21 protein-coding genes are annotated in these 21,957 nt (G+C 68.6%); 10 read left to right on the top strand and 11 right to left on the bottom strand.

From position 1 onward, the window contains the following. Position 1: 1 nt before the first annotated feature. A complete protein-coding gene (locus EPO52_RS00995) occupies positions 2-799 on the bottom strand; it encodes a nucleotidyltransferase domain-containing protein (RefSeq protein WP_290800707.1) in 798 nt (265 codons plus the stop codon). 156 nt (positions 800-955) lie between these two features. Here EPO52_RS00995 and EPO52_RS01000 point away from each other — a divergent pair, with 156 nt between their 5' ends. Both EPO52_RS01000 and EPO52_RS01005 read left to right on the top strand, forming a co-directional pair. Further along, the gene (locus EPO52_RS01000) at positions 956-1,930 is read left to right on the top strand and encodes a nucleoside hydrolase (protein WP_290800709.1); all 975 of its coding nucleotides are present in this window, start codon (positions 956-958) and stop codon (positions 1,928-1,930) included. Between the two features lie 85 nt (positions 1,931-2,015). Continuing rightward, complete coding sequence (locus tag EPO52_RS01005) at positions 2,016-3,077, top strand: GNAT family N-acetyltransferase (RefSeq protein ID WP_290800711.1); 1,062 nt, start codon at positions 2,016-2,018, stop codon at positions 3,075-3,077. Positions 3,078-3,101: 24 nt separating this feature from the next. On the opposite strand, the gene EPO52_RS01010 is transcribed toward EPO52_RS01005, so the two are convergent. Genes EPO52_RS01010 through EPO52_RS01030 form a run of 5 tightly spaced genes read right to left on the bottom strand, consistent with a single transcriptional unit; the run spans position 3,102 to position 8,021 of the window. After that, on the bottom strand, positions 3,102-3,863 hold the full coding sequence (locus EPO52_RS01010) for an ABC transporter ATP-binding protein (protein ID WP_290800712.1): 762 nt from the start codon (positions 3,861-3,863) through the stop codon (positions 3,102-3,104). Further along, on the bottom strand, positions 3,860-4,702 hold the full coding sequence (locus tag EPO52_RS01015) for an ABC transporter permease (RefSeq protein WP_290800713.1): 843 nt from the start codon (positions 4,700-4,702) through the stop codon (positions 3,860-3,862). The genes EPO52_RS01010 and EPO52_RS01015 overlap by 4 nt, the downstream gene beginning before the upstream one ends. A 2-nt stretch (positions 4,703-4,704) precedes the next feature. Further along, the gene (locus EPO52_RS01020) at positions 4,705-5,781 is read right to left on the bottom strand and encodes an ABC transporter substrate-binding protein (protein ID WP_290800714.1); all 1,077 of its coding nucleotides are present in this window, start codon (positions 5,779-5,781) and stop codon (positions 4,705-4,707) included. A gap of 42 nt (positions 5,782-5,823) precedes the next feature. Next, complete coding sequence (locus tag EPO52_RS01025) at positions 5,824-6,693, bottom strand: alpha/beta hydrolase (protein WP_290800715.1); 870 nt, start codon at positions 6,691-6,693, stop codon at positions 5,824-5,826. A gap of 2 nt (positions 6,694-6,695) precedes the next feature. Beyond that, on the bottom strand, positions 6,696-8,021 hold the full coding sequence (locus tag EPO52_RS01030; protein ID WP_290800717.1) for an NtaA/DmoA family FMN-dependent monooxygenase: 1,326 nt from the start codon (positions 8,019-8,021) through the stop codon (positions 6,696-6,698). Between the two features lie 206 nt (positions 8,022-8,227). On the opposite strand from EPO52_RS01030, the gene EPO52_RS01035 reads away from it, so the two are divergent. Then, positions 8,228-9,244: an LLM class flavin-dependent oxidoreductase gene (locus EPO52_RS01035; RefSeq protein WP_290800719.1), complete on the top strand. Its 1,017-nt coding sequence runs from the start codon at positions 8,228-8,230 to the stop codon at positions 9,242-9,244. Between the two features lie 19 nt (positions 9,245-9,263). Here EPO52_RS01035 and EPO52_RS01040 read toward each other — a convergent pair whose 3' ends face one another. The 3 genes from EPO52_RS01040 to EPO52_RS01050 are packed head-to-tail and all read right to left on the bottom strand — an operon-like array spanning position 9,264 to position 11,908. Beyond that, the gene (locus EPO52_RS01040; protein ID WP_290800721.1) at positions 9,264-10,427 is read right to left on the bottom strand and encodes an aminotransferase class I/II-fold pyridoxal phosphate-dependent enzyme; all 1,164 of its coding nucleotides are present in this window, start codon (positions 10,425-10,427) and stop codon (positions 9,264-9,266) included. A 43-nt stretch (positions 10,428-10,470) separates the two neighbouring features. After that, complete coding sequence (locus EPO52_RS01045; RefSeq protein ID WP_290800723.1) at positions 10,471-11,391, bottom strand: PhzF family phenazine biosynthesis protein; 921 nt, start codon at positions 11,389-11,391, stop codon at positions 10,471-10,473. Positions 11,392-11,395: 4 nt separating this feature from the next. Beyond that, positions 11,396-11,908, bottom strand: coding sequence for a flavin reductase family protein (locus tag EPO52_RS01050; RefSeq protein WP_290800725.1), 513 nt, complete (start codon positions 11,906-11,908; stop codon positions 11,396-11,398). A 169-nt stretch (positions 11,909-12,077) separates the two neighbouring features. Here EPO52_RS01050 and EPO52_RS01055 point away from each other — a divergent pair, with 169 nt between their 5' ends. Genes EPO52_RS01055 through EPO52_RS01065 form a run of 3 tightly spaced genes read left to right on the top strand, consistent with a single transcriptional unit; the run spans position 12,078 to position 14,702 of the window. After that, positions 12,078-12,986 (top strand): MetQ/NlpA family ABC transporter substrate-binding protein, encoded by a 909-nt coding sequence (locus EPO52_RS01055; RefSeq protein WP_290800727.1) that lies wholly within the window; start codon positions 12,078-12,080, stop codon positions 12,984-12,986. 1 nt (position 12,987) lies between these two features. Then, positions 12,988-14,040 (top strand): methionine ABC transporter ATP-binding protein, encoded by a 1,053-nt coding sequence (locus EPO52_RS01060; protein ID WP_290800728.1) that lies wholly within the window; start codon positions 12,988-12,990, stop codon positions 14,038-14,040. A gap of 2 nt (positions 14,041-14,042) precedes the next feature. Then, complete coding sequence (locus EPO52_RS01065) at positions 14,043-14,702, top strand: methionine ABC transporter permease (protein ID WP_290800730.1); 660 nt, start codon at positions 14,043-14,045, stop codon at positions 14,700-14,702. Between the two features lie 45 nt (positions 14,703-14,747). Here EPO52_RS01065 and EPO52_RS01070 read toward each other — a convergent pair whose 3' ends face one another. Both EPO52_RS01070 and EPO52_RS01075 read right to left on the bottom strand, forming a co-directional pair. After that, entirely contained in the window at positions 14,748-15,920 is a 1,173-nt protein-coding gene (locus EPO52_RS01070) for an FAD-dependent oxidoreductase (RefSeq protein WP_290800732.1), read from the bottom strand. After that, a complete protein-coding gene (locus EPO52_RS01075) occupies positions 15,917-18,163 on the bottom strand; it encodes an FAD/NAD(P)-binding protein (RefSeq protein WP_290800734.1) in 2,247 nt (748 codons plus the stop codon). Before EPO52_RS01075 ends, EPO52_RS01070 begins: the two co-directional genes overlap by 4 nt. A 197-nt stretch (positions 18,164-18,360) precedes the next feature. Between EPO52_RS01075 and EPO52_RS01080 the strand changes: the two genes are divergently transcribed. Genes EPO52_RS01080 through EPO52_RS01095 form a run of 4 tightly spaced genes read left to right on the top strand, consistent with a single transcriptional unit; the run spans position 18,361 to position 21,941 of the window. Then, entirely contained in the window at positions 18,361-19,506 is a 1,146-nt protein-coding gene (locus tag EPO52_RS01080; protein ID WP_290800736.1) for an LLM class flavin-dependent oxidoreductase, read from the top strand. Further along, the gene (locus tag EPO52_RS01085; protein WP_290800737.1) at positions 19,493-20,149 is read left to right on the top strand and encodes a GNAT family N-acetyltransferase; all 657 of its coding nucleotides are present in this window, start codon (positions 19,493-19,495) and stop codon (positions 20,147-20,149) included. The genes EPO52_RS01080 and EPO52_RS01085 overlap by 14 nt, the downstream gene beginning before the upstream one ends. Beyond that, positions 20,146-21,153 carry an amino acid ABC transporter permease gene (locus EPO52_RS01090; RefSeq protein WP_290800738.1) on the top strand — a complete coding sequence of 336 codons (1,008 nt, stop codon included), beginning with the start codon at positions 20,146-20,148 and terminating at the stop codon, positions 21,151-21,153. The genes EPO52_RS01085 and EPO52_RS01090 overlap by 4 nt, the downstream gene beginning before the upstream one ends. Continuing rightward, a complete protein-coding gene (locus EPO52_RS01095) occupies positions 21,150-21,941 on the top strand; it encodes an amino acid ABC transporter ATP-binding protein (protein ID WP_290800740.1) in 792 nt (263 codons plus the stop codon). Before EPO52_RS01090 ends, EPO52_RS01095 begins: the two co-directional genes overlap by 4 nt. Positions 21,942-21,957 lie beyond the last annotated feature (16 nt).

Here is a 21,957-nt window from a genome sequence, read left to right on the forward strand (position 1 = left end):
GCTAGCCGTTCTCTCGCCGCCGCCTGATCACATCGTCGAGATACTGCACCGCGAGATCCTCGGCCTGAGTCCGCCGATCGAACGGGATGTCCCGGCTCCACGATCGGTAGAGCCGCACCGCTGCCCGAAGCGCCTCGCCCGCCTCCTTCCGGTCGTGACGGCTCACGGTGGCTCGCAGCTCATCGGAGTCACGCGGGGCGGCCGACTCCAGCCGGCGCACACCCCGCGGATCGATCCCGGCTCGCACGGCGGCGAGGGGTCCGAGCGCCGCGCTGCGCATGAGCGCGAGCATGTCGATCACCTCGAAGAGCTCACCCCGGCCGAGCTTCGCGGCGGCGTAGTGCACCCACACCCAGAACCTGTCTTCGATCCACTGCGCGTCGACCGACTCCTCTGCGCCCGGATGCTCGACGACCGCGGCGGCAAGCGCGCCGGCCGGGTCGTGGATCAGCCAGGGACGGATGACGCTCGCGCCGAAATCGGAGAGCCGAACGAACTTCAGATCGACGTGGACGAGTGGCGGACCGATCACGCTGATGATCACCCGCGGTTCACCCACGTGCTCGCCCGTGAACCCGACGATCAGGGGCGCCCAGGAGGCGATGAGAGCCAGCCGTTCGGCCTCGACCTCCTCGAAGGCGTCGTCGCGCACCGCCAGGACGAGGTCGACATCGGAGTACTCGTCACCCAGGCCGGCCGCGAGGGAACCGGTGACGGCCACGCCGACCACGCGAGCATCCTGCGCGATCCTCACCACGATGCGTTCGACGACCCCTCGCTGAACGGAGTCCGCTCTCATGTTCTTCTCCTGACGACGTCACCTGCCGGTGCAAAGTCTTCCAGCGTACACATCCCGTCGGCCACCGCCGGTGCACGTGCGGGGCCGGGATCACGCGGCGTAACACGGGGCGATCCGGAGCGTGTCGGGAAGACTCCCTTGCTAACGTCGGTCGATGTGACCGAACCCGCTGACATCCGCCATATCGTCCTCGACACCGACACCGGGATCGACGACGCCCTCGCTCTGCTCTACCTCGCCGGCCGGCCCGACGCCGAGCTGTGCGCCATCACGAGCGTGTACGGCAACACCCCGGTCGAGTCGGCACTCACGAACATCGCGCGGGTGCTGAAGGTCGCAGGGCTCGACGACACCCTCGTCGCGCGCGGTGCAGCCGGTCCCATCGAGGGCGAGGCGGCGATCGCGCACCTCGTGCACGGGCGGGACGGGCTCGGCGATCTGTGGTCCGACCCGATCGCGCCGAAGAACCTCTCGCCGCTCAGCTCCGCCGAGCTGCTGGTCGAGCTGGGGCGGTCACGGCCCGGATACTACGATCTCCTCCCTGTGGGGCCCCTCACCAACATCGGCCTGGCGCTCGAGATCGAGCCCGAGCTGCTGACCCTGTACCGCTCCGTCGTGATCATGGGGGGATCGGGCCCGTTCCCGCCGCTCGGCGTCACCCAGATGGTCGACGCGAACATCCAGAACGACGCCGAGGCCGCGCGGCGCGTCTTCGCCGCGCCGCGGAACGAGCTCGTGATGGTAGGAGTCAACGTGACGGCGGGCACCATCGTCGACGAACAGGCCGTCGAGTCGCTGCAGCGCGCGGGCACCGCGTGGGGCGCCTTCTCGGCGCAGGTTCTTCACGCCTACATGGACTTCTACCAGCACGCCTGGGGCCGCCGGGTGTCCTCCGCTCACGACGGCCTCGCGGCCGCGCTGCTCGTGCAGCCCGACTGGATCACGAAATCCGCACGTGGCCCCGTGAACATCACCAGCGACGGCTACTCCACGCGAGCGCACCTCCTGCAGACCGCCGAAGGGCTCCCGCCCAGCTGGCCCACGGAGCCGGCACCCGACACCCTCGTCGTGCTCGACGTCGACCGCACAGCGTTCCTCGCCGATTTCATCCGGGTGCTGTCCGGCCGCTGAGTCTCCCGTCGTTCGCCGGGCAGTTTGATCGGCGCACGCACAGGAGAAGAAGAGAAGAAGAAGAAAAAGAAGAAGAGACTCCACCATGAGCCGAACCGCAAAGACCTCCGTGAGTCATCCGGCGACCGTGACGGTGCGTCACGCGGAGCCCTCGGAGTTCGAAGCCGTGGGCGAGTTGACCGAACGCGCCTTCGCGGCGGGCCCCTACGGGCATCTGGAACGGTCGCGCGAGCGGCAGGAGCTGGAGCGGGATGCCGGGGCGCGAGCCCGATCCGGAGCCCTCCTGGTGGCCGTCACGGCCGACGACCGGATCGTCGGATCGTCATCGCTGCTGCGTGCCGACGCTCCACAGTCCCGGCTCGCCCGGCAGGACGAAGCGGAGGTGCGCCTGCTGGTCGTCGATCCCAACCTTCAGGGCTCGGGCGTGGGCGAGCTCCTCGTCGCGGTCTCGATCGAAGAGGCCCGACTCTGGAGAGTCGGAGCGGTGGTGCTCGACACGGGCTCTCTCAATCACGGCGCCCAGCGCCTCTACCTCCGCGCGGGGTTCCAGCGGGTCACCGCTCGCGAAGTCACGATCGCCGACGACACGGCCGCCGATCCGGCGCTCCAACCGGTGCCCTTCGTCTACTCGTACTCCCTCGACGATCGCGAGGGCATCCGCGTGCGCCTCATCCGGGCGCACGAGCATGGCGCGGTCGCCGAGCTGGCGGCCACAGCGAACTCCCACGACTACGACCTCTCCGACGACTACCTGGCCTCGGTGCGGGATATCGCGCCGCGCGCCCGGGAGCATGAGGTGTGGGTGGCGGAGGACCTCGCATCGGGGACACTCCTCGGCACCGTCGCGACGCCACGGCCCGGCGGCCACATCTCCGATCTCGCCGAGGCCGGCGAGATCGACTTCCGCCTGCTCGCCGTGGCGCCCCCGGCCCGCGGCCGCGGCATCGGCGAGCTGCTGACCCGTCACGTGATCGAACTGGCCATCCAACGCGGACTGCGGCGCGTGGTGATGAACAGCGGTCCGCAGATGCTTGCCGCCCATCGCCTGTACGCCCGCTTGGGCTTCACGCTGCTGCCTGACCGTTTCGTCGAGATCACCGATGGAACGGAGTCCATCACGCTGCTCACCTTCGGGCTCGACCTGTGAGAGCGCGCACTCTGCGGCATCCGGTCAGGCCTCGTGCGCAGGCTCCCACTCCACGCCGAGTGCGGCGAGGATGTCGCGCTTGATGCGCTGAAGGGTCAGCTGCAACTCGTCGCTATCGTCGTCGAACGGCACGATGAGGTCGAGCACGAAGCGGCCGCCGTCGAGCACGACGATGCGGTCGGCCAGGGAGATCGCCTCGTCGACGTCGTGCGTGATCAGGAACACCCCGGGCCGGTGAATGCGCACCAGTTCGCGCAGGAGAGCGTGCGACCGGAGCTTGGTGAGGGCATCCAGTGCGCCGAACGGCTCATCGAGAAGGAGCAGGTCGGGTTCCCGGATGAGAGCACGCGCCAGTCCGACGCGCTGCGCCTCTCCGCCCGACAGCGTTGCCGGCCAGGTTCCGGCGTGCCGCTCGAGGCCCACCTCGCCCAGCACGTCGACCGCCCGCTTCTTGAGCGCCTCCGTCGATCCGGTGAGTCCGAGCGTGACGTTCTGCCAGACGCGGAGCCAGGGCAGCAGGCGCGGCTCCTGGAACACCACCGAGCGGCGCTCGGGCACGAGCACGGTGCCCTCGTAGTCGGTGTCGATGCCCTCGAGAAGCCGCAGGAGGGTGCTCTTGCCGCCGCCGCTACGCCCGAGCAGGGCGACGAACTCGTTGGCGCCGATCCTCAGATCGATGTCTCTCAGCACCTCGTGGTCGCCGAACGACTTCGACAGCCCCTCGACTCGCACCACGCTGTCATCGGCCGCCGGGGAGACGGCGGCTTCGGTGTCGGTGATACTCATGAACCCACGTACTCCTTACGCCACGGCAGCACGAGCCGTGAGATGCCGACCACAATCGCGTCAGAGAGCAGCCCCAGGATCGCGTAGAAGAGCAGAGCCGTCACGATGATGTCGGTTCTGAAGTAGCGCTGTGCCTCGGTGAGGAGGAAGCCGAGCCCGGCCTTCGCGTTCAGCTGCTCGGCCACCACGAGCAGCAGCCACGAAATCGACACCGAGAAGCGCAGGCCCACGAAGAAGCTCGGCGTCGCCGAGGGGATGAGCACCTTCCGGATGAGGCCGCCCCGCTTGAGACCGGACACGGCGGCCAGCTCCACGAACTTCGGATCGACGCTCCTCAGCCCGTGCAGGGTGTTCGTGTAGACCGGGAAGAAGGTGCCGAATGCGATCAGGAGAATCTTCGTCCACTCGCCGATCCCCAGCACGAGCACGAAGAGCGTGATCAGGCCGGTGGCCGGGATCGGCAGCAGCAGCCGGGCCAGCGGATCGACACCGTGGTGCCCGGTGCGCCAGAGTCCCGCGATCAGGGCGAAGGCCGCCCCCAGCGAGGCGCCGATGAGGAGGCCCGAGACTGCCCGGAACGAGGAGATCAGAAGAGCGGCCTGGAGGTCGCCCGTCCCCCAGAGCTCGACGACCGTGCCCGGGATCTTGGAGGGCGGTGCGATCACGCCGCCGTTGAGGACGCCGATGCGCACGAGCACCTCCCAGAGCACCAGGAGGGCGAGCGGGCTGATCAACCGCAGCGACCAGTTGGGCACGCGGCTCGGCTTCGCCGTCAGCCGCAGGGGAAGCGACGGTGCCGTGATGGCGCCCGAGCGGGTCGAGATCTGGGGGGCGGACACGGTCACTTGCTATCGATCGCCGTCTGGATGGCGTCGGCGAAGCGGGTGTCGAGAACATCCGACACCTCGACCGGCTCGGTCAACAGGCCGAAGTCGACGAAGTCGCCGATCGTCGCCTCGAGCTTCTGGGTGGTGGTCGAGTCGAGGGCCAGCGGAACCGTCGAGTCCACCGTATAGTCGTAGGACTTCTCGGCGACGGCGGTGGGGAGCTTGGTCGACGCGGTGGTGATCGCCACCAGCTTGTCCTTGTTGGCGGGATCGTTCTTCCAGTTCTGCGCCTGGGCCACGCGCTGGGCGAAGTCTTCGAGCGCGGCCGCCTTGGCCGGGTCGCCGAGCGTCTGATCGTTCGAGACCACGATCCGGTTGATGGGCAGCGCCTGGTCCTGCCAGTAGAGCACCTTGATCGTGCCCGCATCCAGAGCATCGATGATCTGCTCGCTCGTGATGTTGCCAGCGAAGGCCTGGGCGTCACCGTCGAGCAGCGAGTTGATCTGCGAGGTCTGGTCGCTGTCCGGATAGCGCACGACGTTCACATCGGCCTCCGTCAGGCCGCCGTTGGAGAGCGCGGCGGTGAGCACGTTGTCGAAGGTCGTGCCCGCCGAGCCGGTGGAGATCGTTGTCCCCTTGAGATCCTCCGTGGTGTCGATTCCCGCATCGGTGCGAACGAACACGTTGAGCGCCCCCGCATCCTCGGCCGAGGCATCCGCCCCCAGCAGCGAGACCAGCTTGGCCGGCACGCCGTTCTGAACGGCCTTGAAGATGTTGGCATCGAGGCCCCAGTAGCCGACGTTCAGGGAGTCGGAGGCGATGGAGGAGTAGATGGCGCCCCAGTCGGTGATGTACGACCAGTCGATCGTGTACGGGGCATCGTCGAAGATCCCGGAGTCGGTGAACACAGCACCCTCCTGCGCGCTCGTGCCGACCACGAGGTGCACGTCTTTCGTGAGGGTGATGCTCTCGTCGCCTGAGCTCGCCGCATCCGCAGCGGTCGATCCGCCGGAGGTGCTGCAGCCGGCCAGTGCAAGGGCTCCGATCGTCGCCGCGGCGAGGAGCCCGGCGATCCTCTTGCTGTTCGTCATGAGTGAGTACCTTTCGTTGTTCGTCGTGAGGGGAGGGGGTATTCAGTTCTGAGCGTGCGCGACCGGGGTGGGCCGCACGGATTGCGAGGCGAATGCCACGGTGGCGGCGAGGGCCACGTCGCGGTGGAACCGGGGCGAGCCGTGGTCGGCGTCGCCGAAGAGGAGGAGGGTCACGTCGATGCCTTGGGCACGCAGCGTGTCGTAGAGGAGAAGCGACTGCGCCACAGGCACGTCGCTGTCGTTCGAGCCGTGCAGGATGAGCACGGGCGGCACGTCGCCCGCATCGAGCTGCCGGTAGGAGTCGAGGAATGCGGATGGCGAGTGCACGGGCTGGTCGCCGAGGAGCTGCCGTCCCGCCTGGATCAGCTGGCCCTCGCGCTCGAAGTGCGCTGCGGCGAACGTGCCCTCCGCGGGCGCGCCCTGCGCCAGCTTCGCACCGTCGTACGCCAGCGGGTTGACCACGGGATACAGCGCTACGGCGCCTTTCACCCAGGGCGCGGTCTCACCGTGCGCCACCCGGTAGAGCGGATGGTTCACCGCCACGAGTGCGGCGATGTGACCGCCGGCCGAGCCGCCGCCGACGATGACCGAGTCGGTGTCGAACCGGTAGCCGTGATCGTCGCGGCCGAGCCAGGCGAGGGCGTCGAGCGCGTCCTCGAGCTGGGCCGGATGCGCCGCCTCGCCCGACAGCCGGTAATTGACCGTAACCACGGTGAGGCCTGCCTGCGCGTACGGCCAGAGGATCTTCTCCTCGGCCTGGCGGCTGTGCCCCACCCGCCAGCCACCGCCGTGGAACCAGAGCAGCACCGGATGGTCATCGGGCTTGCCGGTGTAGTAGAGATCGAGGGTCAGCGGGTTGCCGTCGACCTCCTTATAGGGGATGTCGAAGACGCGCTCCAGTTCGTCGGCCATGATCAGAACCCGTCGAGATTCTCGCGCAGCGATGTCGAGGCGTAGCCCGTGCGCAGGAGTCCGCGCCGGCGCAGCACGGGCACGAGTGGCACCAAGGTGCCGAAGAGACTCTCCGGATCGACGTTGAAGTCGAACAGCACACCGTCGAGTGCGCTCGACTCCGTCCACTCCTCGATGTGGTCGGCGATCTCCTCGGCCGTGCCCACGATGTCGCCCGCCTGCCCGTGCGTACTGCGCGCCGCGAGCTCACGGAAGGGCGTCGTGCGGGGGTCGTCGACCGTGCTGAGGAACGCGTTCACCACTCCGGCGCTCACCGGGTTGGCGGTCCAGGCGTCGAGGTACGGGGCAGGTAGGGGCGCGTCGAAGTCGAGCTGCGTCAGATCGACGTCGAGGATCACCGAGAGCAGCGGCAGGTCGCGACGCAGCCCCTCGTCGCTTCGCCGCCAAGCGAGGTACGCCTGCTTCTCCTCCTGTGACCCCACCACTTTGGGCGAGATGTTCGAGAAGATCTTGGCGCGCTTCGGATCACGGCCGTTCGTCGGCCGCACCGCGTCGATCCCCTCCCGGATGCCCTGGATGATGTCGGGGTCGCGGGAGTAGCCGAACTGCAGATCGGCGTTCTCACCGACGAAGCGCAGACCCCGGGGGGAGTTCGACGGCGCCGAGATGACGGGTCCCTCATCCGGAAACGGCAGGGCGACGCCGGGGCCCGCCACGTCGAAGTGCTCTCCCCGGAAATCGATGGGATGGAGCCGGTCGGCGCGGGCGTAGACCCGGTTGAGTTCGTCTTCGATCACCGCGTCCCGGTCCCAACTCGTCCACAGGGAGCGCACGACGCGGAGCCATTCCTCAGCACGGCGGTAGGTCTCCTCGGAGTCGAGCGGTCTGCCGGGCAGCGCGAAATTGGAGGTACGCGCTCCACCGCCGCTCGTGACGACGTTGAGGCCGACCCGCGGGGTGTCCTGGTGGTAGAGAGTCGCGATCTGGCGAGCAGCGATATAGGGGTCGTAGTGCGTGGTGTTGAGCGTCGGCACGATGCCGAGGTGCTTCGTGACGCGAAGGAGGAGGGGAACGAGGAAAAGGGTGTCGTGCCGCGGACCGCCCTCTGCGCTCGCGAGACCCACGTCGCGTGAACGCTCGGAGTACGACACGGTCGGGCCGTCTTTGAGGATCAGGAGGTCGAAGCCCGCCTGTTCGAGCACGCGCGCCGCCTGCTCCCAGATGTCGGGCTGGTACCACGTGTGGCCCCAGGAATAGCTGTCCTTGCGCCAGCCCTGGACTCCGAATCCCTGGCCCACGAACCAGCCGAAGTGGATGGGCTCCGACATGTCTCTCCGATCGCTCTGCGTGATGGCCCGGGCTGCTGCCCGTGCACGAAGACCGACCATACGGAGCGCTGCGGACACGCCGGCCGCGTGACGAAATGCGTCGAGACGGGCCGGAACAAATCGGCACATAACGCGTCGGCCTGGCACGGTCTGGTATCGCTGGAGTGCCGATCACCATCGCGACACACATCGATCTGAGGAATTCCATGCCCGACACCACATTCCCCCTGCAGCACCTCGGCGTGCTCACTCTCGGCCGCTTCGACCCCACCGACCCCGCGCGTGGGCACGAGTCGGCCATCTGGCTCTTCGAGCAGGCCGAGCAGTTGGGCTTCGACAGCGCCTGGCTGCGCCAGCGCCACCTCGAGACGGCGATCTCGTCGCCCCTCTCGGTGATCGCGGCGGCCAGCCGAAGCACAGAACGCATCGCTCTCGGCACAGCCGTCATCCCGCTGGGCGGGGAGAACCCGTTCCGGCTGGCCGAGGACTTCCACACGGTCGACCTCCTCACGGGTGGGCGGCTGAACCCGGGCTTCAGCGTCGGCACCCCGATGAACTGGCAGTACTACCGTGACGCCATCTACCCGGGCACCTGGGAGGCAGAGGATCTCAGTCACGCGCGGGCCGACCGGCTCCTCGGGCTTCTCCGCGACCCCGTGGTGTACCGCGACGAGGTCGAGGGTGACCTCTCCACCCGAACCATCCAGCCGCACTCCCCCGGTCTCGTCGACCGCGTCTGGTACGGGGCGGGCAGCATCGAGTCGGCCGAATGGGGCGCGCGGCGGGGGCTCAACCTGCTCACCAGCAACGTGGTGAAGAGCCACGACGGCGACCTCGACTTCACCCGCAACACGCACCGGGTCATCCGGGCCTACCTCGACGCCCACCCCGATCCGGCATCCGCCCGCATCTCCGGCGGTCTCGTGATCATTCCGACAGATGGGGCAACCCCTTCGCAGAAGGCGAAGTACAAGGCCTACACCGACGAGCGGGACGCGCGGGTGGAGAAGACTTTTGGGCCGAAGCAAAGCCTCTTCCAGCGTGACATCCTCGCCCCCGCCGCCGAGATCATCGAACGCCTGCAGGAGGATCCCGGGTTCGCCCTGGTGACCGACACGGCGTTCGCCCTGCCGTTCCCCTTCGACGACGAGGACTACGCCCAGATCCTGGGCGACATCCGGCATCTCATCGGCCCAGAGCTGGGCTGGCAGCCCAAGGCCTGATCAGCACGCGGCCGGGCTCTCACCGGATGTTCGCGAGCACGGCTCCCATCCGCGTCACGAGCTCGGTGAGGATCGGCTTCGGGGTGGCGAAGTTGATACGGAACCAGCCATCGAAGTCGCGCCCGCAGAGGCGGCCGTCGGTTCCGGCCACGCCCGCGTGCTGCCGCAGCCAGCGGCCGGTGTTCCCCGGGATGGCGTAGTCGCGAAGATCGAGCCAGGCGAGGTAGGTGGCGTCGGGCCGCAGGTAGCGGGCCCTCGGAAGGTGCTCGGTCACCAGAGCGTCGAGCAGCTCGCAGTTTGCGTTCAGATACTCGACGGTCTCATGGAGCCACTCGCGGCCGTCGTCGTAGGCCGCTATGGTGGCGAGCACCCCGAGGTAGCCGGTGGTGTGGCTCGGCCACCGGCTGACCCGACGCCAGGTGTCCCAGTCGGCATCGTTCGTGAACACCATCTGCGCGCACTTGAGGCCCGGGATGTTCCAGCCCTTCGATGCACTCGTGGCGGTGATCGTGTGGCGTGCCGCCGTCTCGGAGAGCGAGGCGTACGGCACGTGAACGGCGGCGTCGAACACGAGCGGCGCGTGGATCTCGTCGGCCCACACCCGGCCGCCATGACGCTCTACGATGTCGACCAGCGGCAGCAACTGCTCGCGGCGGAAGACGGTGCCCGTGGGATTGGCCGGATTGGTGAGCACCAGAAGCCCCGCACCGGCGGTGAAGGCCGCGTCGATTCCGTCGTAATCGAATTCCCACGTGCCCGACGGCTGCTCCTGCAGCGGCACCTCGACGATCTCGCGGCCGTGGTCTCGCGGAAGGGTGAAGAACGGCATGTACGTGGGAGTGGGGAGGATGACGGCAGAACCGGGGCGGGTGAAGTGGTCGATCGTGAGTTCGAGCGACGTCAGCACCTCGGGCAGACAGCCGATGCGCCCGGGATCGACCTCCCAGCCGAAGCGGTGCTGAAGCCAGCGGGCGAGGGAGCGCCCCGCCTCGGCTTTCTCGGCCACGGTCACGTACCCGAAGGTGCCGGTGTCGACCTTCGCCCGGATCGCCGCCGTCACACTCGGTGCCGTGCCGTGATCGGCCTCGGCGATGAAGGTTCCGATGGCATCCGGGTAGGTCGTCCACTTTGATCCTCCCGCGGCGCGGAGCGCATCGATGTCGATGTCGTCGTACGGATGCATCCTGACCTCCCTCGGCTCGCCCCTCGTCGTTCCCACCATCCTGCTACAACAGCAGCACGCCCTCGGCGGACACGAGACCCGAGCCGCTCAGCCTCACACGGTCCCGGTCGATCGACACCGTCAGACGGCTCGGCCGCCCGATGGCGTGGCCCTGCTCCACCACGACCGTGCGGCCGTCGGCGATCTCCCCGGCCGCCACCAGCAGGGCGACGAGCGGCGCGGCCGCGGTGCCGGTTGCCGGATCCTCGACGATCCCCACGGTCGGGTTGAAGAAGCGGGCATACGCCACCGAGCCGCTCTCCGGATGCACGGGGTCACGGCTGTAGACGTAGCAGCCCTCGCCGCCGGCCTCGCGCAGCACCGCGAGGAGCAGCGGGACATCCGGAACGGCCCGGTCGACGGCGCCACGGTCGCGCACGCCCACGAGGAGGTGCCCGGCCCCGGTCGAGACAACCTGGGCCGCCGCGCTGGTCGCGACATCGGCCGCGGCGAGCCCGACCACTGCCGCGAGAACCTCCAGGTCATCGACGGTGCGACCGAACCGTGGCGCGGAGTGATCCAGGGTGACCACCGACTTCGCGTCCGCGCCGGCCGCATCCGCGGGCTCCGCGACCTCGACGCCGAGGAGGTCGTCGCCGATCTCCTGAACGAATTGCCGCCGCCCCGGCGGCAGCCGGCCCGCCTCCGCGAGCCAGATCCACGCACCCATCGCGTTGTGCCCGGCTCCGAGCACCTCCACGCCGCCCGGGGTGAACGACCTCAGCCGCCAGTCGGCCTCGGGTCGCGTGGGCCGCACGAGGAAAGTGGTCTCCGACTGGTTGAACTCCCGGGCGATGGCGCGCATCCGCTCGACCGGCAGGTTGTCGGCGTCGGGAACGAGGGCGAGCGGATTGCCCGTGAGCGGCTCGTCGGCGAACACGTCGACGAACACGAAGGGCACGCGGACCCGGGCCGAAGTGGTCACCGCGTTACTCGGCGTGCTCACGAAGGTGGCGGTATTGGCCCTTGAAGTACAGCAACGGCTCGGTGCCGTGCCACTCCGCGGGGCTCAGTTCACTTACCCGGCCGATCACGATGAGGTGGTCGCCCGCCTCGTGCTCGGCCCAGATGTCGCAGTCGAGCCACATGAGCGTGCCGGCGATGACGGGGTTGCGGTTCGCGGTGGGGCTCCAGTCGATGCCCGCCCACTTGTCGGTGCCGGTTCGGGCGAACTGGTTCGACACGATGCGCTGGTCGTGGGCGAGCACGTTCACGCTGAACGTCCCGGTCTCGCGGATGCGCGGATACGTCGTCGAGGTAGTCATCACGCTGAACGACACGAGCGGTGGCTCTGTCGACACCGAGTAGAACGACTGGCAGGTGAAGCCCACGGGTTCGTCGCCCACCATGCCGCCGATGATCGTGATCCCGGAGGCGTAGTGGCCCAGTGTGTCGCGGAAGACCCGCGGATCGAACGCGGTGCCGACAGGGGTGAAAGTCATGGGGAGACGTCCTTCAGTGCTCGATACGTCATCCCACGACACCGCACCGGGGCCGCTCTCTTCCGAAGATGTCGTTCTGTTTCGTCGTGTTCCCCGGTGTTACGGCGCGGTTCGAGATCGCCGCACGGTCTTCCTAGCGTCGTGGCTCGTACCACCGAGAGGAAACACCATGTCCATCCGCACCAAGCTCCTGGCGGCGTCCGTCGCCGTCCCCCTCATCGCACTCCTGGCCGGCTGCGCATCCGGAGCCGCCGACGGTACGGCATCCGCCGACGGCAGCTCGAACGAGACCGTGCGCATCGGCGTCGTGGGCGCCAGCGATCCCTACTGGGAGACCTACAAGCAGGCTGCCGCCGACGAGGGGATCACGGTCGACATCGTCGACTTCACCGACTATGCCCAGCCGAATCCGGCACTCACCGAGGGCGAGCTCGACCTCAACCAGTTCCAGCACATCGTGTACCTCGCGCAGTACAACGTGTCCAGCGGCGAGGATCTCGTGCCGATCGGCTCCACCGCGATCTATCCGCTCGGCCTCTACTCCACCAAGTACGGCTCGGTCGACGAGATCCAGCAGGGCGACACCGTCGCCATCCCGAACGACGAAAGCAACCTGGCCCGCGGGCTCCTGGTGCTCCAGTCGGCCGGCCTCGTGACGTTGAAGGACGGCGGCAGCATCTTCGCCACCGTCGACGACATCGACGAGTCGAAGTCGAAGGTGAAGGTCACCACACTCGAGGCCTCGCTCACCCCGACCTCGCTGCCGGATGTCGCGGCCGCGATCATCAACAACGACTTCGTGGAGGATGCCGGACTCACCTCCGCCGACGCGATCGCTCAGGACGACCCGTCCGACCCCAATGCACTGCCGTACGTGAACATCTTCGCCGCCAAGGCCGAGGATGCCAACAACCCCACCTACCAGAAGCTCGTGGAGATCTACCAGAACACGCAGGCCGTGCTGGACGGCGTGCAGGAGGCATCCGGCGGCACCGCCGTGTTCCTGAAGACCCCCGTCGCCGACCTGCAGTCGTCGCTCGCCGACGTCGAGGCGGACACCGCCGCTCACAAGGGCTGACGTGGCACTGGTCAGTCTGCGCGACGTCAGCAAGACCTACCCGCCCTCCTCCCGCAACGGCTCCCCCGTCACGGCCATCGATCACGTCTCGCTCGATGTCGAGGAGGGCGACGTGTACGGCATCATCGGCTACTCGGGCGCCGGCAAGTCGACGCTCGTGCGTCTCGTGAACTCCCTGGAGACGGTGACGTCGGGCAGCATCCAGGTCGACGGGATCGAGGTGAGCGATCTGCGTGAGCGCGAGCTGCAGAAGCTGCGGCTCGGCATCGGGATGATCTTCCAGCAATTCAACCTGTTCAGCTCGAAATCGGTGTGGAAGAACATCGCCTATCCGCTCGAGGTGGCGCGCACTCCGAAGGCCGAGATCATGGCCCGGGTGGAGGAACTGCTGAGCTTCGTGGGGCTCACCGACAAGGCGAAGAACTACCCCGAGCAGTTGTCGGGAGGACAGAAGCAACGGGTCGGCATCGCTCGGGCGCTCGCCACCTCGCCACGCATCCTTCTCGCCGACGAGGCCACCAGTGCACTCGACCCGGAGACGACCCAGGAGGTGCTCGCCCTGCTGAAGCGGGTGAACGAGGAGTTCGGGGTGACCATCATCGTGATCACCCATGAGATGGATGTCATCCAGACCCTGGCCACGAAGGTCGCGGTGATGGACGGTGGCCGGGTGGTCGAGCAGGGCGACGTGTTCGATGTGTTCTCCCGGCCCCGTGAGGCCTCGTCGAAGCGGTTCGTCTCGACGGTCGTGCGCGGAATCCCCTCGCCCACCGAACTCGCGGTGCTGCGCGAGCGGCACGAGGGACGGATCGTGACACTCTCGTTCCGGGACGGCAACACCTCCCAGGGCGATGTGTTCCTGCGGCTCGCGCAGGCCGGCATCGCGTTCGAACTGGTCTACGGCGGCATCAACGACATCCGAGGACAGGTGTTCGGGCACCTCACGCTCGCGCTGCGCGGCGATCCTCCCACGATCGATGCCGCGCTCGCGGATCTCGCCACGACGGTCGAGATCACGGATCTCGGCATCACCGGCGACGAAACGGGGGTCTGATCGTGGATGACCTCATCCAGCTCCTGCCCAAGCTCGGCCAGGCGACCGTCGAGACCCTCTACATCGTGGCCCTCAGCCTTCTCTTCGGTGGCATCGGCGGCCTGCTCGTCGGGCTCGGCCTCTACACGACACGGCCCGGCAACCTCTATTCGAACCGCCTCGTCTACGGCGTGATCAACGTGATCGTGAACGTCTTCCGGCCCATCCCGTTCATCATTTTCCTGGCCGCGGCTCAGCCGCTCGCGCGCCTCGTGGTGGGCACCGGCATCGGTAACACGGCGATCATCTTCACCCTGTCGCTCGCGGCCACCTTCGGCATCAGCCGGATCGTCGAGCAGAACCTCCTCACGGTGCAGCCCGGAGTGATCGAGGCGGCCCGCTCGGTGGGCGCGAGCCGTGTGCGCATCATCCGGACCGTTGTGATCCCCGAGGCGCTCGGGCCACTCCTTCTCGGCTACACCTTCGTGTTCGTCGCCATCGTCGACATGTCGGCTGTCGCGGGCTACGTGGGCGGCGGCGGTCTCGGCACGTTCGCGATCCAGTACGGCTACCGCCAGTTCAACCCGATCGTGACCTGGGCCGCCGTGCTCGTGATCATCCTGATCGTGCAGGCCGTGCAGTTCTTCGGCAACTGGCTCGCCCGCAAGGCTCTCCGCCGCTGACGGATGCCCCCTCGCGCGCTCATACCGCCGCGAGAGGGCACCCGGTCATCCGCGGGAAGGGACCGAGGTGCGGCGCTCCGCCTTGAGCGAGAACAGCGACGGGGCACGCAGCCCCTCCGTGAGCTCGGCGAGATACCGGCCCACCACGGGCGTGAACTTGAAGCCGTGCCCCGAGAAGCCCGCACCCACCGTCACCGGCCCGATACGGTCGATCACGAAGTTCGAGTCGCGGGTGGTGGTGTAGGTGCAGCTGATCTCGGTGAACGCGTCGGGGTCGACACCCGGGAGCCACTCGCGGGCGTAGCGTCGCAGGGCCGCGAGCTGGCGCGGCTCACTGCGGAAGGTGCGCGCATCCGGATCGGTGACTGGCCCGACGCCATGCCAACCCGCCTTGATGCCCTGGCCCGGGGTCTGCATGCCGTAGACCGGCGAGCGCCAATAGCCGTAGTGCGGGTCGCCGGCCGACGGGGAGTGGTTGAATCCCGGCCACACCACCGCGTCATCGCGCGGCGCGAAGTGCGCGGGCTGCTCCTGCGTGACGGTGAAGCGGGGCAGCACGATGGCGCCGCCGAGCAGCTTCGTCGTCCACGCCCCGAGCGTGACGACGAGTCGACGGCTCTCGAACACCTCGGGATCGCCGAGCGGATCGCCCTGCGCATCCGTTCGCACCACCTCGACCTGGGCGCGCTCATCGCCGAGGATGCGGATGCGCGTCACCCGGGAGTGATGCTCCACCTGCGCGCCGTGAGCGCGCGCGGCGTGCTGGAAGGCGGCGACGGCCGCATCCGCATCGAGCCGACCCGCCTCTGGTGTGTACAGCACGCGCTGGTCGAAGCGGATGCCCGGCCACCGCCGGTCGGCCTCGGCCGGCCCCAGCAACTCGGCCTCGAACCCGAAACGCGGCAGGATTCCGGCGATCTCGTCGAAGTCGGGATTGCCCCCGTGGTTCACGATGCCCACCTGATCGAGCAGCCGCGCGCCCGTCTCGACCTCGAGCTCTCGCCACGCGGGAAGGGCTTCGGCGAGCATCCTGAGGTACACGGGGTCGCCGTACGAGAGGTTGAAGTTGCGGGAGGCGCCGTGCGAGGCCCCGTGCGTGTGGCCCGGCCCGAAACGCTCGAAGAGCACCACGTCGATTCCGCGGCGGGCGAGCTCGAAGGCGGCTGCGGAACCCATTGCCCCTCCCCCGACCACGATGGCGTCGACGAAGGCGGTCATCGGCGTGGCTCCGCGGCGAATTCGAACCAGAGCCGGTCGGAGAACATACCGGGCCTCGGCAGCTCGCCCACGGGCGCGGGCGCCGGCGGGTCGACGGCGGCAGAAGCCGCGTCGGCCTGCAACTCCTTCAGCCGCACCAGGAGGGCGCGCGCGACGAGATCGTTCTCGCGGAACGACACGGCGTTCGTGCCGGGCCGGGAGAACGCGCCCACGAAGGGCGAGTTCGTGTAAGGGCCGATGGCGTAGGCCCGCTCACCGGGGGCACCTGTACCGTGCAGCACACGACGGTCGTCGGAGCGCACGATCAGCCGACCGGTCGACTCGGCGAACGCGGCGTCGCCCGTGAGGGCCGGTTCCCGCGCGATCTCCTCGAGCACGCTCCCCGACTGCACGAGCACGCGCAGCAGTTCGTTGTCGCTGCGGGCGACGCTCGTATCGGGCAGCCGCGCATCCACCAGCGCGGTGGCCGTCACCACCTGATCGTGGTTGGCGGAGCCGGCACGGAAGCAGCCCTCCTCCTCATCGGCCTCGACCCACATCTCGCCGCCCAGGAACTGCACCATGCCCGCCTCCGAGAGAGCCAGCAGCTCCTCGAGCCGGTGCGCGGGCGGCCCGCTCGCGATGAAGCTGAAGTAGCCGAGCCACCACCCGTTCAGGTCGGCCACCCGCGACCGCGCCGACCACTTGGGCGAGGCGAGCAGATCGGCGAACACGAACATGGCCCGGAGGATCGACAGGAAGAGGCCGAGCGTCGCACTGTGCTCGGGGAGCGTGCGCAGGGCGAGGTCGCGCTCGATGTAGGCGCGCACCGCATCCTGAACGGCGTCGACTCCCTCGAACCGCCGGCCGGCGAGCGGCCTGTCGAGTTCGGGGAGAAACAGCCGATCGATCTCGGCGGGAACGGATGACTCGATCAGTGCGGTCAGGGACGCCGCATCGGCTCGCACCAGAGCCTTCTCCTCTTCCGAGCCGGCGTCGGGCAGCGCATGACCCCGTGTGCGCGTGCCCGGCGTGCGCGGCGTCCCTGACGATGTGGGCCCTGTCGATGTGCGCGCAGTCGATGTGGTCGCAGTCGGTGTCGGCTCCGCGATGATCACCGCGCGCGGGTCGATGTCCTCGTACCGCTCGGCGAACTCGGCCCACGACAGGGTGACCCGGTCCGGATGTCCCGTGAAGAGCTCGCGGTAGTAGCCCCAGAGCATCTCCTTCGCGATGAGCGGCCAGATGTCGGCGGCGAAGTCGAGCGAATCGGCCTCCGCCTCGAGCGCCGCGGCCACCTCGGCCGTGAAGAACCGAGGAACCGGCGCCTCGCCCACCAGCTGGGAGCCGATCTTCGAGTGATACGGAACTCCCCGTCGCGATCCCACGACGATGCGCGGTTCGCGCCCGCTCGGCTCATAGCGGAGCCGGGCCGGAGCACCGTCACCCCCGTCGTCCAGGGGCACGAACCGGCCTCCGCGCCCCTCGGTGAGCAGCACGATGAGGTCGACCGCCGCCAGGCCCAAGCCGCGCACGAGAACACGCTGCCCGGGCACGATCGGCCGGGTGTCGGCATCCGCGGTGAACGCCGGCGGCAGGTAGTAGAGCTCGCGACGCGAGGCGAAGTCGATGAGTCTCGCGTGCTCGGGCTCCGGATCGGCACCCGTGTGCCCGAGGGAGTAGAGCACGAGGTCGACCTCCAGCACCTGGCCCGTGTCGAGCTGCACGCGCTGACGCCCGTCGGGAGCCTCGGACACCGCTCGGGCGAGCGCCCGGTGCTCGCGCACCTCGACCGCGTCGCCCAGGAGGGCCACAGCCCTTTCGTGGAACCAGCGCAGGTAGAGGCTCTGCAGGCGTCTCGTGGGAAAGCTCGCCGGCCCGAGATGCTCCAGCTCGGAGCGCAGAGCCGGATCGACACGGGAGCGATCGATCTCGATCTCTCCGGTGCGTACGCGTTCGGCCCACTCCACGAGCGAGGGGCCCGGCGCGATCGGCCCGTCGATGGTCGACGACGCATCCGTGAACATCGTCACATCGGCTGCCATCGAGTTGAGCTTGAGCAGCGGCGACTGGTCGTGCCGCCAGATGCGGCCGGGCCCCGCGGGGTGCGGATCGATGAGATGGATGACGAGCGGATCTCCCGCGCTCCAGAGGTCTGCGAGGTTGGCGGCGATGCGCTCGAGCACGCCGGACCCCCGCGGGCCCGCGCCGATCACGGCGAGGCTCGCCACGGGCGGCGTCGAGGGCTGAATGGGGTCTGGCATCCCACAAGGGTCGCCTCCTGGTCCACTCCCCCGGCGCTGTATGACCACTCATGACACGCATGACGAAATGTGAACGGAACGCGTTGCCCGGCGCCGGATCGCGCTCTTAAGGTCGGGCAACCGGTCGAGCCCCACCATCAGGCGGTGCCACCGGCCCCCGCAGCACCGAGCTGCACAGATCAGGAAAGGAGCGTGCCGTGCCCATCGAGTTCCTCGGCATCGCCGCACTGAACGACGGCAGCGAGACCCGCGCACGCAGCGGCGCAAGCTTCGACAAGGAGTACACGCTGCGCCTCGCCCGCGCCCATGAAGACAACGGCTGGGACCGCATCCTCTTCGCCTACCACTCGGGCGCTCCCGACCCCGCGACGACCGCGGCGTTCGTGGCGTCGAAGCTCGACCGGCTGAACATCCTCCTGGCCCATCGCCCGAACGTGTCGGCGCCCACCTACGCGGCGAAGGTCATCGCCACCCTCGACCAGATCAGCGACGGCCGCGTGAACGTGCACATCATCACGGGTGGCTCCACCGCCGACCAGGCGGCCGAGGGCGACTACCTGACGAAGGACGAACGGTACGCCCGCACCGGCGAGTACATCCGAATCCTCAAGCAGGCCTGGACGAGCCGCGAGCCTTTCGGCTTCGAGGGCGACCACTACCGGTTCGAGAACTTCGTCAGCGACATCTGGCCCGTGCAGCAGCCCCGCCCTCAGGTGTCGTTCGGCGGATCCTCCGCCGCCGCCTACGCGATCGGCGGCGCCGAGAGCGACATCTACGCGCTGTGGGGCGAGCCCCTTGCGAACACGGCCGAGCAGATCCAGACGGTGACGGATGCGGCCCTCGCGGCAGGCCGCACCTCGCGTCCCCGCATCCAGGTGGCGTTCCGGCCCATCCTCGGTGCGACGGAGGAGCTCGCCTGGGCGAAGGCGGAACAGATCCTCGGCCGCATCGAACAGCGCTCCGGATCGCTCCCCGCTGGACTCGCGGGCGACCTGCGCAACCCGGAGAACGCGGGATCGCAGCGTCTGCTGGCCATCGCCGACCAGGGCGACCGCTTCGACCGTGCACTCTGGACGAAGGTCGCCGCCGCCTCGGGAGGGCGCGGCAACTCGAACGCGCTCGTCGGAACGCCCGAGACCGTGGCCGCCGCCCTGCTCGACTACGTCGACCTCGGCGTCGACATCATCTCGGCACGCGGCTACGACTACGTCGACGACACGATCGACTTCGGGCGCTACGTCATCCCGCTGGTGCGCGAGGAGGTGGCGCGCCGCGATGCGGCGAGCGCCGCGGCCGGTGCGGATGCAGCACCCGCGAAGGAGCAGTCCCGTGTCGCTGCTTGAGAACCGGACGGAGACCACCGTGCCCGAGATCGACTTCGCCCAGGACGAGTTCGTCTACGTCACCCCCGACGACCCGCGCGCCCAGCCCCTGCTGGAGGAGCTCGAGTGGGAGTACGACAACCGCTACGGCGACCTGTTCGGCGAACCCGCCTCCGAGGAGCTGGCCCGCTACCCCGCCGACGAGTTCATCGCGCCGAAGGGCGCCTTCCTGCTGCTCCTGCGCGACGGCGTCGCGATCGCGGGAGGAGCGTTCAAGACCTTCGACGAGAGCACGACGGAGCTCAAGCGCATCTGGGCCTCCTCGGCGCACCGCCGTCAGGGGCTCGCGCGCCGGGTGGTGACGGAGCTCGAAGACGAGTCGCGTCGCCGCGGCTTCACGCGCTCGTACCTCACCACCGGCCCCCGTCAGCCGGAGGCCGTGCGGCTGTACCTGGCCACCGGCTGGACGCCGCTGTTCGAACCGGGGCTCCCTCCCGAGGAGGTGGGCATCCACGGTTTCGCCAAGTCGCTCACCTCCGAGCCACTGGATGTCGCCGACATCCGTCGTCGGCACGACGAGGAGCTGGCGCAGTTCTTCGCCCAGAACCCCGGCTTCGCCGAGGCGGCGCGAGCGGGACGCACCACGGACGGGGCCGCGTCGTGACCGCCGTGACCCAGCGGCCGGCCGACGCCGCCTCCGCCGCCTCCTCTGCAGGAGGAGCGCCCACGCTCCCGCCCGGGATCGACCTGAAGAAGCTCGCCGAGCGCGCCGTGGTGCCGCTGCGGCATCCGCTCCGCTGGGTCATCACCGCCCTCGTGCTCGTGCTGCTGCTGAACGTCGGGCAGACCCTCTTCACCAACCCCTCCTGGGAGTGGGCGAAGGTCGGGCAGTGGTTCTTCAGCCCGGCCATCCTCAAGGGACTGCAGCTCACGCTGCTCGCCACCGGCATCAGCGCCGTCGTCAGCTTCCTCGGTGGCATCGTCGTGGCCCTCGGGCGACTGTCGGGAAACCCCGTGCTCAGCACGCTCAGCTGGCTCTACATCTGGCTGTTCCGCTCGGTGCCGCTCATCCTGGTGCTGATCTTCCTGTTCAACCTCGGCAACCTGTACCCCACGGTGGGTGTCGGCATCCCGTTCGGCCCGCAGTGGGCGGTACCGACGTTCACGGTGCTCTCGCCTCTCGTGCTCGGCGTGATCGGGCTGAGCCTCTCCGAGATCGCCTACAGCGCCGAGGTGGTGCGCTCGGGCGTGCTGGCCGTCGACCAGGGCCAGCACGAGGCCGCGAAGGCGCTCGGCATCCCCCAACGGCGACAGTTCTCGAGGATCGTGCTGCCGCAGGCCCTCCGCTCCATCGTGCCGGCCTACGTGAACCAGATCATCGGGCTGCTCAAGGCGAGCTCGCTGCTCTTCTACGTCTCGCTGCTCGACCTGTTCGGGGTGGTGCAGAACCTCGGCAGCACATATCCCACCGACATCATCCCGTTGCTCGTGGTGGCCACCATCTGGTACCTCATCCTCACCAGCGCGATCTCGATCGTGCAGTACTACATCGAGCGGTTCTACGCCCGAGGGTCGGTGCGCGAGCTGCCGCCCACACCGCTGCAGCAGGTGCGCCGCCGGATCGCATCGATCCGGGCCACGACGGATGCCGGGAGGACCATCTCATGACCGCCACCAACACCGCCACCGCCATCGAGATCCACAACGCCACGAAGTCGTACGGCGAGAAGAGGGTGCTGAAGGGCGTCGATCTCACCGTCGAAGCCGGCACCGTCACGGTCATCCTGGGCCCGTCGGGGTCGGGCAAGTCGACCCTGCTGCGCGCGATCAACCACCTCGAGAAGCTGGATGAGGGCTACGTGGCCCTGAACGGCGAGCTCATCGGGGTGCGTGCCCTGCTGGGACGGCGCAGTGGTGACCGCCTCAAGGAGCTGCGGGAGAAGGAGATCCTCCGCCAGCGCGCCAAGATCGGCTTCGTCTTCCAGAACTTCAACCTCTTCCCGCACCTCACCATTCTCGAGAACGTGAGCGAGGCACCCATCTCGCACGGCGTGAAGCCGAAGGATGCCCGTGAGCACGCCCGTGTGCTGCTCGCCCGGGTGGGCCTCGCCGACAAGGAGGGGGCCTACCCCCGGCAGCTCTCGGGCGGACAGCAGCAACGGGTGGCCATCGCCCGGGCTCTCGCCCTCGAACCCGAGGTCATCCTGTTCGACGAGCCCACGTCGGCACTCGACCCGGAGCTCGTCGGTGAGGTGCTGAGCGTCATCCGCACCCTCGCCGGCAGCGGCAAGACCCTCATCGTCGTGACCCACGAGATCGGCTTCGCCCGCGAGGTGGCCGACCGCGTGGTGTTCATGGACGACGGCCTCGTGGTCGAGGAGGGCACCCCTGCCGAGGTGCTGTCGAACCCGCGGAACCTCCGCACCCAAGACTTCCTGAGCAAGGTGCTCGCCTGAGCATCCGGTTCTGAAG

This window comes from Herbiconiux sp. (assembly GCF_004297105.1).
Taxonomy (GTDB): domain Bacteria; phylum Actinomycetota; class Actinomycetes; order Actinomycetales; family Microbacteriaceae; genus Herbiconiux.